Genomic DNA, 16,408 nt, shown 5'->3' on the forward strand with positions numbered 1-16,408 from the left:
GATGGTGCGCCATATTGCACTGTTATGGTGCGATTGCGCTCAGAGGAATGGAAGGATGCTGCTCTGTTCCTTGGGTTTGTCTTTGAGTGGGCACTCGGGGCGAACGCCGTATTCATCTTTCTGGCACGGATTGATCTTGCGCTTTTGCGACAGGCTGATGCGATGCATATGAAATGGCTGCGCCGGCGTACGTTCGACGATGAGGCCGGCAGAGTCGATGATCTCTGCTGCCAGTTGGTGCGTGCCCCGGTCGATGTGCTGCAGGGAAAAAACCGGGCTGCGGCTGGTGCCACCCTGCTGCTCACCGTTGAGTAGCAGGCGGTAGCTGTGCCCCGGCAGCAGGCCGGGCTCGCTGGTCAGGGTAACGATCATGTCGCCGGAACCGTTATGGATCGAGGCGTCCGGCTCCGGCACGAGGATGCGCAGCAGCTGATAGTGCACGGTCGGTTTGCTTACCGCGGGTGGCGGGGCCATGCGCACCGTGGGTTGGGGCTGGCTCATTTGCGCGCTGTTGGACGGCGCGAGCACCACTCGTTCGGCATTGCTGCTGCGCGGTTTGTCAGTGAAAACGCGGTTACCTTCAGCATCGATATAGGTATAGACCTGAGCCGAAGCAGCTTGGGTGATGAACAGCAGGCAGAGCAGCAGTGTACGCATCGTGGTCAGTTCGTCGGTCTTGGGGTCGGGCGCGGTGGCGTGACCGGTGGGCGAGCAGGGCTGTTGACGCTGATGCGCTGCACGGTAAAGGTTTCGGTGGCGCTCTGCTGGATGATGCGTTCGCCGGCCACCACTGCTACCGCCAGGCTGTGTTCGCCGCGCTCGACATTGGTCAACTGCAGGCTCGGTACGTTGCTGGCCTGGCCGTATGGCTCGCCATCGAGAATCAGTCGTAGCTGGTGGCCGGGTTGCAAGCGTGGCTGGATGTTCACGCCGACGACGAAGGTACCGTTGTTGGCGCGCATGGCTTCATCATCCGGGATGCCGGTCAGGCTCAACACGGAGTAAGGGGCCGCGCTCTGTGCTGAGGTGTCGCCGCTGGTGTCCGCAGGAATGCTGGGTGTCTGCATCTCTACCGTATTGGTTGGCGGCAGGTTGACGCTTTCGGCTGCTGCGCCATCGGGCGGCTGGTTGGTGAAGACCGTGTTGCCGTTGGCGTCGATGTATTTGTAGATCTGCGCACTGGCCGGCAAGGCCAGGGCAAGCAGCAGGCAGACGAGTAGCGGGCGCATGGGCCGATCCTTCCGCGGATGATGCGCTAAGCCTTGCACTGCTATCGGTTCCTGGCAAGCGCAGGGCTCCATGGCTGTGATATTCGGCTACAAAAAGTGGACTCGGATCTGCCGTAGGCGCGAGCGTCGCGAGCGAAGCTCTTCAGGTCGCCAGGTCCGCTCGCGATGCTCGCTCCTACAGGGCATGGTGCCGCTGCGTGTCCATGAAAAAGCCCCGCCAGGCAGGGCCGGGCAGGGCTTTTGAAACGCGCCGCACGAGGGCGGCGCGAGACTGGCTTAGACGCTGTAGTACAGGTCGTATTCCAGCGGGTGTACGAAGGTACGTACCTTAATTTCTTCTTCCGATTTCAGCTCGATGTAGGCATCGATGAAGTCGTCGGAGAACACGCCGCCCTTGGTCAGGAACGCGCGGCCCTTGTCCAGCTCTTCCAGGGCTTCCTTCAGGCTGCCGCAGACTTGCGGGATCAGCTTGCCTTCTTCCGGCGGCAGGTCGTACAGGTTCTTGTCGGCCGCATCGCCCGGGTGGATCTTGTTCTGGATGCCGTCGATACCGGCCATCAGCAGAGCAGCGAAGGCCAGGTACGGGTTGGCAGCCGGGTCCGGGAAGCGCGCTTCGATGCGGCGGGCTTTCGGGCTGGCAACGTACGGGATACGGATCGAGGCGGAGCGGTTGCGAGCCGAGTAGGCCAGCATGACCGGCGCTTCGAAGCCCGGAACCAGACGCTTGTAGGAGTTGGTCGACGGGTTGGTGAAGCCGTTCAGGGCCTTACCGTGCTTGATGATGCCGCCGATGAAGTACAGGGCGGTCTCGGACAGACCGGCATAGCCTTCACCAGCGAAGGTGTTCTTGCCGTCTTTGGAGATCGACATGTGCACGTGCATGCCCGAACCGTTGTCGCCGTACAGCGGCTTCGGCATGAAGGTAGCGGTCTTGCCGTAGGCGTCGGCCACGTTGTGCACGCAGTACTTCAGGGTCTGAACTTCGTCAGCCTTGGCGACCAGGGTGTTGAACTTCACGCCGATTTCGTTCTGACCGGCAGTGGCCACTTCGTGGTGGTGCACTTCGACGACCAGGCCCATTTCTTCCATGGCATTACACATGGCAGTACGGATTTCGTGGTCGTGGTCGCACGGCGGAACCGGGAAGTAACCACCTTTGACGGCGGGACGGTGGCCTTTGTTGCCGCCTTCCACGTCCTGGTCGGTCATCCAGGAGCCTTGCTCGGAGTAGATCTTGAACATCGAGCCGGAGATGTCGGACTTGAACTTCACTTCGTCGAAGATGAAGAACTCGGGCTCCGGGCCGACGAATACGGTGTCACCGATGCCGGTGGTTTTCAGGAACTCTTCGGCACGCTTGGCGATGGAGCGCGGGTCACGATCGTAGCCCTGCATGGTGCTTGGCTCAATGATGTCGCAAACGATGATCAGGGTCGGCTCTTCGGTGAACGGGTCCAGTACCGAAGTTTCGTCGACCGGCATCAGGATCATGTCGGAGGCTTCGATGCCTTTCCAGCCATGGATGGACGAGCCGTCGAACATTTTGCCGTGCTCGAAGAAGTCTTCGTCCAGGGCGTCACGGGCCGGCATGGTCACGTGGTGCTGCTTGCCTTTGGTATCGGTGAAGCGCAGGTCTACCCACTTCACGTCGTGTTCTTTGATCAGTTGAACAGCCTTAGACATGTTGTCCTCCAGATGGAAAAGGCTCGCTTCGTGGAGCCCCGATATGTGCGGTGAAGCCCGGCGGGATAGTCCTTTAGGGCGACCTGCCTCACAAGGGAGCAAATTGCATGCCAGTGCCCTTTATTGGGCAGAGGCCGCGAAACTCAGGCGCTACGCCGGCTGCGCGCCGATTCCGCGGAGATATTTGCACTATTTAAGGGCTGAAATTTATGGAAAAGGCCTATTTTGGTGCGCCAACTTGGGGTTGCAGTATTTTTGGTCAAAGCTTGAACAATTTCCGCTATAATCCGCGCCCCTGTTTTTTCGTCCCCCAAGCGGGCGCTCTATTCATGAAGCTCATCGTCAAAGTTTTCCCGGAAATCACCATCAAGAGCCGCCCGGTGCGCAAGCAGTTCATTCGCCAGCTGGGGAAGAACATTCGCTCCGTGCTGCGTGATCTTGACCCTGCTCTGCGGGTCACGGGTGTCTGGGACAACCTCGAGGTCGAGACCGACCTGGACGATCCCAAGCTGCTGGCCGAGATGACCGAACGCCTGCGCAACACGCCGGGCATTGGTTTGTTCCTCGAGGTGAATGAGTACCCGCTGGGCGATCTGGACGAGATCACTGAACACTGCAAGCGCCACTACGCCGACCAGTTGCCGGGCAAGATCTTCGCCGTGCGTTGCAAGCGTGGCGGCAAGCACGCGTTCAGCTCAATCGATGTCGAACGCCATGTCGGTTCACGTCTGCGTCAGGAGTGCGGTGCGGCCGGTATCGACCTGAAGAAACCGGACGTCGAAGTGCGCATGGAAATTCGCGACCAGCGCCTCTTCGTGGTGCATAACCGCCACGAAGGCCTCGGCGGTTACCCGCTGGGCTCGTTGGAACAGACCCTGGTGCTGATGAGCGGCGGCTTCGACTCCACCGTCGCGGCCTATCAGATGATGCGCCGCGGCCTGGTCAGCCACTTCTGCTTCTTCAATCTCGGTGGCCGTGCCCATGAACTGGGCGTGATGGAAGTGGCGCACTATATATGGCAGAAGTTCGGCCGCTCGCAGCGTGTGCTGTTCGTCAGCGTGCCGTTCGAGGAAGTGGTCGGCGAGATTCTCGGCAAGGTCGACAACAGCCAGATGGGTGTGATCCTCAAGCGCATGATGCTGCGCGCCGCCACCCGTGTTGCCGAAAAGCTGCAGATCGAAGCGCTGGTCACCGGCGAGGCGATCAGCCAGGTGTCGAGCCAGACTCTGACCAACCTGGCGGTGATCGATTCGGCGACCGACATGCTGGTGATGCGCCCGCTGATTGCCAGCCACAAGCAGGACATCATCGACACCGCCACGCAAATCGGTACCGCCGAGTTCGCTAAGAACATGCCCGAGTACTGCGGCGTGATCTCGGTCAACCCGACCACCAAGGCCCGCAGTTATCGCGTGGAGAAGGAGGAGGCCCAGTTCGACATGGCCATCCTCGATCGCGCCCTGGAACGCGCCACCCAACTGCCCATCGACCGCGTCATCGACGAGCTGGGCAAGGATGTGCAGGTCGAGGAAGTGCGTGAGGCGCTGGCCGGGCACATCGTCATCGACATTCGCCACCCCGACGCCGCCGAAGACGAGCCGCTGGACGTGCCGGGTGTCGAGGTGCAGGCGCTGCCGTTCTACGCGCTGAACAACAAATTCAAGGAACTGGATGAGAACCGCCAGTACCTGCTGTATTGCGACAAGGGCGTCATGAGCCGCCTGCATGCCCATCACCTGCTGAGCGAGGGGCATGCCAATGTGCGCGTTTATCGTCCGACATAAGACGCCGGGGCTTAATGGCGGCAGTATCCGCCATCGCCCTCCCGACCCGGGGCACCTCTAAAAACTACCTGCGTTGTCATTGCTGCGTTAAAAACAAGCTCAAAATGCTCACATAGCTCGTAAAGTCGAGCGCGACTCCGACCGTTTTTCGCTTGTTTCTGCCTTGCACTGACTGCCTCGCCTACGTTTATAGAGGTGCCCCGATCAGCTCGCTGATCCCAGTTTCTACATATTCGTCGTCCAGGCTGGGCGACACACCGAATCCTCTGATCGAGATACATACAGTGATCGAAAAACTGCGCAACATCGCCATCATCGCCCACGTCGACCATGGCAAAACCACCCTCGTCGACGCCCTGCTGCGTCAATCCGGCACCCTTGAGCGTAACGAGCTCAACGACGAGCGCGTGATGGACAGCAACGACCAGGAAAAAGAGCGCGGCATCACCATTCTGGCCAAGAACACCGCCATCAAATGGAACGACTACCGCATCAACATCGTCGACACCCCCGGCCACGCCGACTTCGGCGGTGAAGTAGAGCGCGTGATGTCGATGGTCGACTCCGTACTGCTGGTGGTCGACGCCCAGGACGGCCCGATGCCGCAAACCCGCTTCGTGACCAAGAAGGCCTTCGAAGCCGGCCTCAAGCCGATCGTCGTGATCAACAAGATCGACCGTCCGGGCGCGCGTCCTGACTGGGTCATGGATCAGATCTTCGACCTGTTCGATAACCTCGGCGCCACCGATGAGCAACTCGACTTCCAGGTCGTCTACGCCAGCGCCCTGAACGGCATCGCCGGTCTCGACCACACCGCCATGGCCGAAGACCTGACCCCGCTGTACCAGGCCATCGTCGACCACGTACCGGCGCCGAACGTCGACCTCGACGGCCCGTTCCAGATGCAGATCTCCGCGCTGGACTACAACAGCTTCCTCGGCATCATCGGTGTCGGCCGTATCGCCCGTGGTCGCGTCAAGCCGAACACGCCGGTAGTGGCCATCGACGTCGACGGCAAGAAGCGTAACGGCCGTATCCTCAAGCTGATGGGCCACCATGGCCTGCACCGCGTAGACGTCGAAGAAGCCACCGCCGGTGACATCGTCTGCGTCAGCGGCATGGACCAGCTGTTCATCTCCGACACCCTGTGCGACATCAACCATGTCGAGGCGATGAAGCCGCTGACCGTCGACGAGCCGACCGTGTCGATGACCTTCCAGGTCAACGATTCGCCGTTCTGCGGCAAGGAAGGCAAGTTCGTCACCAGCCGCAACATCAAGGAGCGTCTGGACAAGGAGCTGCTGTACAACGTGGCCCTGCGCGTTGAAGAGGGCGACAGCGCCGACAAGTTCAAGGTCTCCGGTCGTGGCGAGCTGCACCTCTCGGTACTGATCGAAACCATGCGCCGCGAAGGCTTCGAAATGGGCGTCGGCCGTCCGGAAGTGATCATCCGTGAAGTTAACGGCGTCAAGCAGGAACCGTACGAGAACGTCACCATCGACATCCCGGAAGAAGCCCAGGGCAAGGTCATGGAAGAGATGGGCCTGCGTAAGGGCGACCTGACCAACATGGCGCCGGACGGCAAAGGTCGTGTGCGCCTGGAATACAACATCCCGGCTCGCGGTCTGATCGGTTTCCGTAACCAGTTCCTCACCCTGACCAACGGCGCCGGCATCCTGACCTCGATCTTCGACCGTTACGACACCGTTAAGCCGGGCACCATGTCTGGCCGTCAGAACGGCGTACTGGTGTCGATCGATACCGGCAAGGCGCTGACCTACTCCCTGGAAACCCTGCAGGCGCGCGGCAAGCTGTTCATCGAGCACGGCCAGGAAATCTACAACGGTCAGATCATCGGCCTGAACAGCCGCGACAACGACCTGGGCGTCAACCCCACCAAGGGCAAGAAGCTCGACAACATGCGTGCTTCGGGCAAGGATGAAACTATCGCCCTGGTACCGCCGGTTCGCTTCACCCTGGAGCAGGCTCTGGAGTTCATCCAGGATGACGAGCTGTGCGAAGTGACGCCGAAGTCGATCCGTCTGCGCAAGAAGATCCTCGACGAAGGCGAGCGCACCCGCGCTGCCAAGAAAGCCAACAAGGCTTGATGCGGCTAGCTTAGCGCTGTAACTGAAAAGCCCCGCCAGAGCGATCTGGCGGGGCTTTTTTGTGGGTTTTCGCCGAGCGCCGGGACGCGCGGGCATGAGTCGCGGGCTAGCGGCTCAGCTCATACACACAGATGTTTACCGTGCTGGCCAGGTTCAGTGACTCGATCGCGCCGCTGCCGGCGATGGTGAACGGCGTGGCGTTGAGCTCGCTCAGCGCCTGGCTGGGGACGCCGCGCGCTTCGTTGCCGAACAGGTAGCACTCGGCCTGCGCGAAGGCCGGTGCGCGCAGGCTTTGGCCCTGCATGTCGAGGCAGGCGATGCGTGCAAAGCGCGTGCTCAGGTTGTCGAGGCTGACATCCTGCTCGATGGGGGTGTGAAAGATTGCCCCCATGCTGGCGCGCACCACCTTGGGATTGAAGGGGTCGACGCTGCCGGGGCTGAGCAGGCAGCGGAAGCCGCCGAACCAGGCGAGGCTGCGCAGGATGGTGCCGAGGTTGCCGGGGTCCTGGATCTCGTGCAGGTAGATGGCCTTGCCGGCCGGCGCCGACGGGTCGGAGCCAATCGCCGCCATCGGCACTACCGCGATGATCCCCTGGGGGGTCTTGGTGTCGGCGATCTGCGCCATCTGCCGGTCACTGATCAGGTGCGTCCTGAACGGGCTCTGCCAGTGCTCGTAGGCGGCCGTGACGTAGAGTTCGCTGCTTGCCAGCAGGGGCGCGTGCTGCGCCGCTTTCTGCAGTTCCAGCACCAGGTGTTCGCCCTCGACGAGGAAGTGGCCGAATTGCTCCCGGTACTTTTTCTGCTGCAGTTTCTTAACGTCGTCGAGTTTCATGGAAGGCCTGGAAAGGGGCGTGAAAGCGGGGCTCCTCGCGGTAGCGAGGCCGCTGCGATTGTACCTGCCACCCGGCGGGCTGTCAGGCTGCAGGGCCGGCCGGCGTGAGCCGGAGGGCTGCGATGGCTTATACTCGCGACAATTGTGCAGCCCGGGTCACCATGCCGGCGGGCTGCCTTCCTGGAATTGATCTGGTTGAACGATGAAACGCTCAAAAAGCAGCAGCCGCTGGCTGAACGAACATGTGAACGATCCCTACGTGAAGCAGGCGCAGAAGGACGGCTACCGCTCGCGTGCCGCCTACAAGCTGATCGAGATCAACGAAAAGGACAAGCTGATTCGTCCCGGTATGCTGATGATGGACCTGGGCTCGGCCCCCGGTGGCTGGTCGCAGATCGCCGGACGTATGGTGGGGGCCACCGGCCGGGTAATCGCCAGCGACATCCTGCCGATGGATTCGCTCGATAACGTCGACTTCATTCAGGGTGACTTCACCGACGACAAGGTGTTCCAGCAGATTCTCGATCTGCTCGATGGTCGTCGCCCGGATTTGATCGTCTCTGACATCGCCCCCAACATCAGCGGCGTCGGCGTGGCCGATCAGGCGGCGTCGATGTATCTGGTGGAGCTGGTGCTGGACATGGCCCGACAGGTGCTCAAGCCTGGCGGCAACTTCGTCGCCAAGGTGTTTCAGGGCGAGGGTTCGGATGAGTACCTGCGCGACGTCCGGCGTTCCTTCGAGAAGGTCATGGTGCGCAAGCCGGCAGCCTCGCGTCCGCGTTCGCGTGAGGTGTATTTCGTCGCCAAGGGCTTCAAGGGCGACGCTCAGTAGGGATCAGTCTGCGCGCCCGCGCGGCGTTTGTGCTGAGCCAGTCAGCGCTCGGCGTTCTGTGATGCGCTTGCTGCGGGGAGGCATACGGGGGAAGTGGCCGGCTTAATGAGGCCGGCCACTGGCATGGCCCAGCGGGGCGGCGTCAGCCCTCTACCTGGCGCAGTTGCGCCGGGGTGTCGCCGAGGTTGTTGAGCATGCGCTCGCTGTACCAGTCGAGGAAGTTGATCACGCCGAACTCGTAGGTCTTGGAATACGGGCCCGGCTGGTAGGCGGTGGAGTTGATGCCGCGCTGGTTTTCCTCGCCGAGGCGTCGATCCTGGTCGTTGGTGGCGTCCCACACCTGGCGCAGGCGCGCCACGTCATAGTCGACGCCTTCTACTGCATCCTTGTGCACCAGCCATTTGGTGATGACGATCGTCTCCTGGGCGCTGATCGGCCATACGGTGAAGTTGATCAGGTGATCGCCCATGCAGTGGTTCCACGAATGCGGCAGGTGCAGGATGCGCATGGAGCCCAGGTCCGGGTCGGTGATGCGCCCCATCAGCTTGTTACAGCCTGGCTTGCCGTCCAGGGTCATGGAGACGGTGCCCTTGAGCAGCGGCATGCGCACGATGCGGTTGCGCAGACCGAAGCTGGCGTGGGCGTAGGGGATGTTGTCCTTGTCCCAGCGGCTGGTGCATTCGGCCACCTGATCCTTGAACGCCTGGCTGGCGCGCGGGTCGGTGACGTCATCCCATTCCAGCAGGGTGTTGAGCAGTTCCGGGTGCGAACCGTTGCAGTGGTAGCACTCGCGGTTGTTCTCGATCACCAGCTTCCAGTTGGCCTTCTCGTGCATGACGCTCTGCACCGCGACCTTGGTGTTCTCCATGTCGTACGGCTCCATGTAATGAGCCAGGGTGCTCAGGAACTCGTCGATGGCCGGCGGGTTGTCCGCCAGGCTGATGAAGATGAAGCCGCCAGCGGTCTTGCAGTTGACCGGTTTGAGGTTGTAGTCGGAGAGCTTGAAGCCTTCGCCCATCTCGGTGCCGGCGAACAACAGGCGACCATCGAGCTCATAAGTCCATTGGTGGTAGGGGCAGACCAGCTTGGCGACCTTGCCTTTGTCGGAGACGCACAGGCGCGAACCGCGATGGCGGCAGACGTTGTGGAAGGCATGGATCTGACCTTCGGCACCGCGGATGACGATGATCGGGTTGTCGCCGATCTGCAGGGTGAGGAAGTTGCCCTTGGTCGGGATTTCGCTGGTCATGCCGGCGATCAACCATTCCTTGTGGAAGATCTCCTGCATGTCGACCTGGAACAGGCGCTCGTCGTTGTAGAACGGCTGCGGCAGCGAGAAGCTGTGGTCGCGTTCGTGCAGCATCTGCGCGGTGGCCTTGCGGACGGGCTCCAGCGGGTCGCCCAGGCTCAGATTTTGGGTGCAGTCCATGTTGGCTCCTCAGTGGCTGGCGCGTTATGCCTGCCGGAAAAAGTGGCTGATACGGTATGTGCCGCAAGGTGGTCGTTTATCACTGCCGCCTGCGATGGGCGTGCATGCGTGGTGAGGCGGAGTGTGGAGCCGAGCCAAGGCGAAACCTTATCCATGGGCGACATGGCCGGATGCGTTTCCGACGCGCTAGCCCCCGTGCTATCAGGCAGGTCGCGATAAGCATGTGGATGTCGCTGGTAGATAAATGACGGTGCTCGGCCTTTCGCACAATCCGCCGTATATAGGCCGATATCCGGCCGTGTGGAGAGCTGTTCATGACCACCACCAACGCCTTCCTCAACCCGGTTACCACGCAGACCTGGACCAACGGCCGCCACCTGGTGCGTTGCGTCAAGGTGATCCAGGAAACCTGGGATGTGCGCACCTTCTGCTTCATGGCCGACCAGCCCGTGCTGTTCTTCTTCAAGCCCGGGCAGTTCGTCACCCTGGAGCTGGAGATCGATGGCCAGCCGATCATGCGCTCCTACACCATTTCCAGCTCGCCTTCGGTGCCGTACAGCTTCTCCATCACCATCAAGCGGGTGCCGGGCGGCAAGGTCTCGAACTGGCTGCACGACAACTTCAAGGAAGGCGACGAGGTGCCAGTGCATGGGCCGGTGGGCCTGTTCAATGCCATCGATTTTCCCTCCGACAAGGTGCTGTTCCTCTCCGGTGGGGTCGGCATCACGCCGGTGATGTCGATGGCGCGCTGGTTCTACGACACCAATGCCAATGTCGACATGGTCTTCGTGCACAGCGCCCGTTCGCCGAAGGACATCATCTACCAGCGCGAGCTGGAGCACATGGCGGCGCGCATCAACAATTTCAGCCTGCACGTGATCTGCGAAAAGCATGGCCTGGGTGAGTCCTGGGCTGGCTATCGCGGTTACCTGAACAAGCCAATGCTGGAGCTGATGGCACCGGACTTCCTCGAACGCGAAATATTCTGCTGTGGCCCGACGCCCTACATGAGCGCGGTCAAGCGTCTGCTCGAGGCGGCGGGCTATGACATGAGCCGCTACCACGAGGAGGCCTTCGGCCCGACGCCACCGGAGATCCGCGCCGAGGTCAAGGAACTGGCCGCCGAAGCCGCCGAGGCGCCCGAGGTGCCGGTGGCCGAGCTCAATCAGGTGGAGTTCATCAGTACCGGCAAGAGCATCCGTGTGGTGCCTGGTGAAACCGTGCACGCCGCTGCGGCCAAGCTTGGCCTGCATATCCCTAAGGCCTGTGGCATGGGTATCTGCGGTACCTGCAAGGTGATGAAGACCGCCGGGGAAGTGGAAATGGAGCACAACGGCGGCATCACCGACGAGGATGTGGCCGAGGGCTACATCCTGTCGTGTTGCAGCGTGCCGAAAGGGGATGTGGCGATCGACTATTGATCGCCACCTTGGTTCTGGTCGCGGTTAAAGCCCCTCCCACAGGTGCGTCATGGCGTCATTCAGGCGCTCATTACTTCACGGATATCCGCGGCCAACTGACGTACGCGGGCTTCGTCGGTATCCCAGCTGCACATGAAGCGCGCGCCGCCGGCGCCGATGAAGGTGTAGAAGCGCCAGCCACGGGCGGTGAGGGCGGCGATGGCCGGCTCCGACAGTTGCAGGAACACGCCGTTGGCTTCCACCGGGAACATCAGGCTGACGCCGGGTACATCCGCCACCAGGTTGGCCAGCAACTGCGCGCAGCGGTTGGCGTGGTTGGCGTATTTCAGCCAGACATCGTTCTGCAGGATGCCGACCCAGGGCGCGGACAGGTAGCGCATCTTCGAGGCCAGTTGGCCGGCCTGCTTGCAGCGGTAGTCGAAGTCCTCGGCCAGATCCTTGTTGAAGAAGACGATGGCCTCACCGACGGCCATGCCGTTCTTGGTGCCGCCGAAACACAGCACGTCGACGCCGGCCTTCCAGGTCAGCTCTGCCGGGCTGCAGCCGAGGAAGGCGCAGGCGTTGGAGAAGCGTGCGCCGTCCATGTGCAGGTGCAGGCCCAGCTCCTCGCAGACCTGGCTGATGGCGCGGACTTCTTCCGGGCGATAGACAGTGCCTACTTCGGTGGCCTGGGTGAGGGTGACCACGCGCGGTTTCGGGTAGTGGATATCCTGACGCTTGCGAGCGATCTCGCGGATCGCTTGCGGGGTCAGCTTGCCGTTATCGGTCTTGGCCAGCAGCAGCTTGGAGCCGTTGGAGAAGAACTCCGGTGCGCCGCATTCGTCGGTTTCGACGTGGGCGGTCTCCGAGCAGATCACGCTGTGGTAGCTCTGGCACAGCGAGGCCAGGGCCAGGGAGTTGGCGGCGGTGCCGTTGAAGGCGAAGAACACCTCGCAGTCGGTCTCGAACAGGCGGCGGAAGTGATCGGCAGCGCGCGCCGTCCATTCGTCATCGCCGTAGGCGCGCTGGTGGCCCTGGTTGGCCTCGGCCATGGCGGCCCAAGCTTCGGGACAGATGCCGGAGTAGTTGTCGCTGGCGAATTGCTGGGCATTGTCGGGCATTGGCGCGTTCCTTCTGAAAAACCTGCCGGCGGGTCTGCCGGGAAAGCCTCTACTTTAACCCTGCGGCTATCTGTCAGGCGTCCGTCGCCGCGACGAGTTGTTGCGCTGAAGCGTACTGCCGAGTCGGTTCGTGGCCAAACGTTCGGCTAGCAGATGGAACTTGAAGCTTGCTCTGGCGTTCACACTTACCAGAGGGCGGCAGTCGATCCGCTCTCCGCAATCAAGAGAAGGAGTTTCCCATGACTTATCGTCACCTGCTCGCCCTTGCTCTGCCGCTGGCCGTGGCGCTGCCCGTTTCCGCCGCCGAGTGGTCGGATGATGCCAAGACCGAATTCGTTCAGCAGTGCATCGCTGGCGCACCGGCAGGCTACGAGGAGCCACAACTGCGTGCTTATTGCGACTGCGCTGCGACCAGCGTCAGCAAGGAATTCAGCGAGGCCGAGTTGCAGGAAATGAGTCGCCAGTCTCCGCCTGACCCTACCATGCAGCAGCGCCTGGTGAATGCCTCCAGCAGTTGCGGAGAGAAACTCAAGCCATAAGTGGCTGAGTAAATAACGTGCGCTTGTGCCGGAGCCCCGTGGGCTCTGGCCTGGCGCCGGATTTCCACAGGCAGTGCACAGTGGCGCCCACAGTATTTGTGCACAAGCCGCGTCTATCTATTTGATCCTGTTCGATTTTTAGCCGTCTCTCGGCAAGCCCCGGCTGCTCTGGCTTCGCGCCTGCGTCGAACAGCCTATGCACAGTTTCATCCACATCTTCTGTGCATATCCCCAACCGATCCCTGCCTCTCGCTCATGTCGCTGGTGGATAAGCCAGGGTGGCGGTGCGGGTGTATGGATATTGAGCGCAGCCCTGTATCGCAGTGAGTGCAAGGCCGGCAGCAATCTGCTGACAGCTTTTCCACAGGCTAGTCCACGGCTTCTGTGTATGGCTGATGTTGTTAACTGCTTGATATCGATCAGGAAATGACCTTTTTGCGGGAGCCCCTGCCATTCCTGGGGCGGGCGTTGTATGCACGGTTTATCCACAGTTTGATCCCCGTGATTTGTGTGCAAACCAGCGGCGCACCCGCGACGCGCCTGATTGCGACAAGGCCATGTCGCAAACGAATGCTCTCACGGCGTTGGCAGGCATTTGAGCGGGCAGGGGCGGCCCTACCATCGCTGCACAGGGCCTTGCCGGCCTGCCCGTCCAAGACCGCCGCCCACAGGCGCTGCAGGAGAGTTGAGATGTTCAGCAAGCAGGATCAGATTCAGGGTTACGACGACGAGTTGCTCGCGGCGATCGATCAGGAAGAACGCCGTCAGGAAGAGCATATCGAGCTGATCGCCTCGGAGAACTACTGCAGTCAGCGGGTGATGGAAGCGCAGGGCAGCGGCCTGACCAACAAGTACGCCGAAGGTTATCCGGGCAAGCGTTATTACGGTGGCTGCGAGTATGTCGACAAGGTCGAGCAACTGGCCATCGACCGCGCCAAGGCGCTGTTCGGCGCCGATTACGCCAACGTTCAGCCGCACTCCGGTTCCTCGGCCAACAGCGCCGTGTACCTGGCGTTGCTCAATGCCGGCGACACTATCCTCGGCATGAGCCTGGCCCACGGCGGCCACCTGACTCACGGCGCCAAGGTGTCGTCCTCGGGCAAACTCTACAACGCCGTGCAGTACGGCCTGGACACCGCTACCGGGCTGATCGACTACGACGAGGTCGAGCGCCTGGCCGTGGAGCACAAGCCGAAGATCATCGTCGCCGGGTTTTCCGCCTACTCCAAGACCCTGGATTTCCCGCGCTTTCGCGCCATCGCCGACAAGGTCGGTGCGCTGCTGTTCGTCGACATGGCCCACGTCGCTGGCCTGGTCGCCGCCGGTCTGTACCCGAACCCGATTCCCTTCGCCGATGTGGTCACTACCACCACCCACAAGACTCTGCGTGGCCCGCGTGGCGGCCTGATCCTGGCCAAGGCCAACGAAGAGATCGAGAAGAAGCTCAACTCCGCCGTATTCCCCGGTGCCCAGGGCGGCCCGCTGATGCACGTCATCGCCGCCAAGGCCGTGTGCTTCAAGGAGGCCATGGAGCCGGAGTTCAAGGCCTACCAGCAGCAGGTGATCGACAACGCCCAGGCCATGGCCAAGGTCTTTATCGAGCGCGGCTACGAGGTGGTCTCCGGTGGCACCGACAACCATCTGTTCCTGCTCAGCCTGATCAAGCAAGGGCTGACCGGTAAGGAGGCTGACGCCGCCCTTGGCCGCGCTGGCATCACCGTGAACAAGAACGCCGTACCGAACGACCCACAGTCGCCGTTTGTCACGTCGGGCATCCGTATCGGCACGCCGGCGGTGACCACCCGTGGCTTCAAGGTCGCCCAGTGCCAGGCGCTGGCCGGCTGGATCTGCGACATCCTCGATCACCTCGGCGATGCCGATGTCGAGGCGCAGGTGGCCAAGCTGGTCGCCGGGCTGTGCGCGGACTACCCCGTATACCGCTAAAGCCTTCTGCTCTGTTGTAGGAGCCAGCTTGCTGGCGATCCAGCCGAGCTCGTTGTAATGGATCGCCAGCAAGCTGGCTCCTACAGGTTAGGCGTTCGAGAACAGATTCAAGGAGCATCTCCATGCAACGTTATTCCGGCTTCGGCCTGTTCAAGCACTCGTTCAGCCACCATGAGAACTGGCAGCGCATGTGGCGTAACCCGACGCCCAAGCCGGTGTACGACGTGGTCATCGTCGGCGGTGGCGGCCACGGCCTGGCCACGGCCTATTACCTGGCCAAGGAATTCGGCGTGAAGAACGTCGCAGTGGTGGAGAAGGGCTGGCTCGGCGGCGGCAACACCGCGCGCAACACCACCATCGTGCGTTCCAACTACCTGTGGGACGAGTCCGCGCAGCTCTACGAACACGCGATGAAGTTGTGGGAAGGGCTGTCGCAGGACATCAACTACAACGTCATGTTCTCCCAGCGCGGTGTCTACAACCTCTGCCACACCCTGCAGGACATGCGTGACGCCGAGCGCCGCGTCAGCGCCAACCGCCTCAATGGCGTGGATGGTGAACTGCTGGATGCCAAGCAGGTCGAGGCGGAGATTCCCTACCTCGACTGCAGCAAGAACACCCGTTACCCGGTGATGGGTTCCACCGTACAGCGTCGCGGTGGCGTCGCCCGTCACGACGCCGTGGCCTGGGGCTACGCACGTGCCGCCGATGCCTTGGGCGTCGATCTGATCCAGAACACCGAGGTGATCGGTTTCCGCAAGCAGAACGGTGCGGTGATCGGCGTGGAGACCAACAAGGGTTTCATCGGCGCCAAGCGCGTCGGTGTGGTCACTGCCGGTAATTCCGGGCACATGGCGGGGCTCGCCGGCTTCCGTCTGCCGCTGGAATCGCACCCGCTGCAAGCGCTGGTGTCCGAGCCGATCAAGCCGATCATCGACAGCGTGATCATGTCCAACGCCGTGCATGGCTACATCAGCCAGTCGGACAAGGGCGATCTGGTCATCGGTGCCGGCATCGACGGCTACAACGGCTACGGCCAGCGCGGCTCCTACCACACTATCGAGCACACCCTGCAGGCCATCGTCGAGATGTTCCCGGTGCTCTCGCGCGTGCGCATGAATCGCCAGTGGGGCGGCATCGTCGATACCAGCCCCGATGCCTGCCCGATCATCTCCAAGACCCCGGTGGACAACCTGTTCTTCAACTGCGGTTGGGGCACTGGTGGCTTCAAGGCCACGCCGGGTTCGGGCCACGTGTTCGCCGCCAGCCTGGCCAAGGGTGAGATGCACCCGCTGGCCAAACCGTTCTCCATCGACCGTTTTCACACCGGCGCACTGATCGACGAGCACGGCGCCGCTGCGGTGGCTCACTAAAAGCGCGCGTAGCGCAAAGCTGATGACCCTCTCCCGCTTGCGGGAGAGGGTGGCCCGCAGGGCCGGGAGAGGGTAGCGCGGCCAACACCGAATGCCCTCTCCCCCGACCCCTCTCCCACAAGTGGGAGAGGGGA

13 protein-coding genes are annotated in these 16,408 nt (G+C 61.9%); 7 read left to right on the forward strand and 6 right to left on the reverse strand.

What is annotated here, in order from left to right:
* Positions 1 to 39: 39 nt before the first annotated feature.
* The 3 genes from PSOLE_RS08740 to glnA all read right to left on the reverse strand — a co-directional run bounded on the left by PSOLE_RS08740 (position 40) and on the right by glnA (position 2,912).
* Positions 40 to 657 carry a DUF4124 domain-containing protein gene (locus tag PSOLE_RS08740; protein ID WP_003463922.1) on the reverse strand — a complete coding sequence of 206 codons (618 nt, stop codon included), beginning with the start codon at positions 655 to 657 and terminating at the stop codon, positions 40 to 42.
* Positions 658 to 662: 5 nt separating this feature from the next.
* Positions 663 to 1,229 carry a DUF4124 domain-containing protein gene (locus PSOLE_RS08745; RefSeq protein WP_074855392.1) on the reverse strand — a complete coding sequence of 189 codons (567 nt, stop codon included), beginning with the start codon at positions 1,227 to 1,229 and terminating at the stop codon, positions 663 to 665.
* Positions 1,230 to 1,505: 276 nt separating this feature from the next.
* Positions 1,506 to 2,912, reverse strand: coding sequence for a glutamate--ammonia ligase (gene glnA / locus PSOLE_RS08750; RefSeq protein ID WP_003463918.1), 1,407 nt, complete (start codon positions 2,910 to 2,912; stop codon positions 1,506 to 1,508).
* Between the two features lie 329 nt (positions 2,913 to 3,241).
* Between glnA and thiI the strand changes: the two genes are divergently transcribed.
* Positions 3,242 to 4,696 (forward strand): tRNA uracil 4-sulfurtransferase ThiI, encoded by a 1,455-nt coding sequence (gene thiI, locus PSOLE_RS08755; RefSeq protein ID WP_074855393.1) that lies wholly within the window; start codon positions 3,242 to 3,244, stop codon positions 4,694 to 4,696.
* A 284-nt stretch (positions 4,697 to 4,980) separates the two neighbouring features.
* Positions 4,981 to 6,804 (forward strand): translational GTPase TypA, encoded by a 1,824-nt coding sequence (gene typA, locus PSOLE_RS08760; RefSeq protein ID WP_039965278.1) that lies wholly within the window; start codon positions 4,981 to 4,983, stop codon positions 6,802 to 6,804.
* A 106-nt stretch (positions 6,805 to 6,910) separates the two neighbouring features.
* Here typA and PSOLE_RS08765 read toward each other — a convergent pair whose 3' ends face one another.
* On the reverse strand, positions 6,911 to 7,636 hold the full coding sequence (locus PSOLE_RS08765) for a TrmH family RNA methyltransferase (RefSeq protein WP_074855394.1): 726 nt from the start codon (positions 7,634 to 7,636) through the stop codon (positions 6,911 to 6,913).
* A 202-nt stretch (positions 7,637 to 7,838) separates the two neighbouring features.
* On the opposite strand from PSOLE_RS08765, the gene rlmE reads away from it, so the two are divergent.
* Entirely contained in the window at positions 7,839 to 8,468 is a 630-nt protein-coding gene (gene rlmE, locus PSOLE_RS08770; RefSeq protein WP_003463912.1) for a 23S rRNA (uridine(2552)-2'-O)-methyltransferase RlmE, read from the forward strand.
* Between the two features lie 142 nt (positions 8,469 to 8,610).
* Here rlmE and gbcA read toward each other — a convergent pair whose 3' ends face one another.
* On the reverse strand, positions 8,611 to 9,897 hold the full coding sequence (gbcA, locus tag PSOLE_RS08775) for a glycine-betaine demethylase subunit GbcA (RefSeq protein WP_074855395.1): 1,287 nt from the start codon (positions 9,895 to 9,897) through the stop codon (positions 8,611 to 8,613).
* Between the two features lie 314 nt (positions 9,898 to 10,211).
* Here gbcA and gbcB point away from each other — a divergent pair, with 314 nt between their 5' ends.
* Positions 10,212 to 11,318 (forward strand): glycine-betaine demethylase subunit GbcB, encoded by a 1,107-nt coding sequence (gbcB, locus tag PSOLE_RS08785; protein WP_074855396.1) that lies wholly within the window; start codon positions 10,212 to 10,214, stop codon positions 11,316 to 11,318.
* Between the two features lie 59 nt (positions 11,319 to 11,377).
* Here gbcB and PSOLE_RS08790 read toward each other — a convergent pair whose 3' ends face one another.
* Positions 11,378 to 12,418, reverse strand: coding sequence for a threonine aldolase family protein (locus PSOLE_RS08790; RefSeq protein WP_074855397.1), 1,041 nt, complete (start codon positions 12,416 to 12,418; stop codon positions 11,378 to 11,380).
* 239 nt (positions 12,419 to 12,657) lie between these two features.
* On the opposite strand from PSOLE_RS08790, the gene PSOLE_RS08795 reads away from it, so the two are divergent.
* The 3 genes from PSOLE_RS08795 (at position 12,658) to PSOLE_RS08805 (ending at position 16,274) form a co-directional block, all read left to right on the forward strand.
* Positions 12,658 to 12,957: a hypothetical protein gene (locus PSOLE_RS08795; RefSeq protein WP_003463904.1), complete on the forward strand. Its 300-nt coding sequence runs from the start codon at positions 12,658 to 12,660 to the stop codon at positions 12,955 to 12,957.
* A 690-nt stretch (positions 12,958 to 13,647) separates the two neighbouring features.
* Positions 13,648 to 14,901 carry a serine hydroxymethyltransferase gene (gene glyA, locus PSOLE_RS08800; protein ID WP_017675820.1) on the forward strand — a complete coding sequence of 418 codons (1,254 nt, stop codon included), beginning with the start codon at positions 13,648 to 13,650 and terminating at the stop codon, positions 14,899 to 14,901.
* A gap of 122 nt (positions 14,902 to 15,023) precedes the next feature.
* Positions 15,024 to 16,274: a sarcosine oxidase subunit beta family protein gene (locus PSOLE_RS08805; RefSeq protein WP_074855398.1), complete on the forward strand. Its 1,251-nt coding sequence runs from the start codon at positions 15,024 to 15,026 to the stop codon at positions 16,272 to 16,274.
* Positions 16,275 to 16,408: the final 134 nt, after the last annotated feature.

Origin of the sequence: Pseudomonas oleovorans subsp. oleovorans, assembly GCF_002197815.1 — a bacterium.
Taxonomy (GTDB): Bacteria; Pseudomonadota; Gammaproteobacteria; order Pseudomonadales; family Pseudomonadaceae; genus Aquipseudomonas; species Aquipseudomonas oleovorans.

Bases quoted from the DNA above. Each gene is read 5' to 3' on its own strand.
- PSOLE_RS08740 (WP_003463922.1), bottom strand. From the start codon at position 657: ATGCGTACACTGCTGCTCTGCCTGCTGTTCATCACCCAAGCTGCTTCG.
- PSOLE_RS08745 (WP_074855392.1), bottom strand. From the start codon at position 1,229: ATGCGCCCGCTACTCGTCTGCCTGCTGCTTGCCCTGGCCTTGCCGGCC.
- glnA (WP_003463918.1), bottom strand. From the start codon at position 2,912: ATGTCTAAGGCTGTTCAACTGATCAAAGAACACGACGTGAAGTGGGTA.
- thiI (WP_074855393.1), top strand. From the start codon at position 3,242: ATGAAGCTCATCGTCAAAGTTTTCCCGGAAATCACCATCAAGAGCCGC.
- PSOLE_RS08765 (WP_074855394.1), bottom strand. From the start codon at position 7,636: ATGAAACTCGACGACGTTAAGAAACTGCAGCAGAAAAAGTACCGGGAG.
- rlmE (WP_003463912.1), top strand. From the start codon at position 7,839: ATGAAACGCTCAAAAAGCAGCAGCCGCTGGCTGAACGAACATGTGAAC.
- gbcA (WP_074855395.1), bottom strand. From the start codon at position 9,897: ATGGACTGCACCCAAAATCTGAGCCTGGGCGACCCGCTGGAGCCCGTC.
- gbcB (WP_074855396.1), top strand. From the start codon at position 10,212: ATGACCACCACCAACGCCTTCCTCAACCCGGTTACCACGCAGACCTGG.
- PSOLE_RS08790 (WP_074855397.1), bottom strand. From the start codon at position 12,418: ATGCCCGACAATGCCCAGCAATTCGCCAGCGACAACTACTCCGGCATC.
- PSOLE_RS08795 (WP_003463904.1), top strand. From the start codon at position 12,658: ATGACTTATCGTCACCTGCTCGCCCTTGCTCTGCCGCTGGCCGTGGCG.
- glyA (WP_017675820.1), top strand. From the start codon at position 13,648: ATGTTCAGCAAGCAGGATCAGATTCAGGGTTACGACGACGAGTTGCTC.
- PSOLE_RS08805 (WP_074855398.1), top strand. From the start codon at position 15,024: ATGCAACGTTATTCCGGCTTCGGCCTGTTCAAGCACTCGTTCAGCCAC.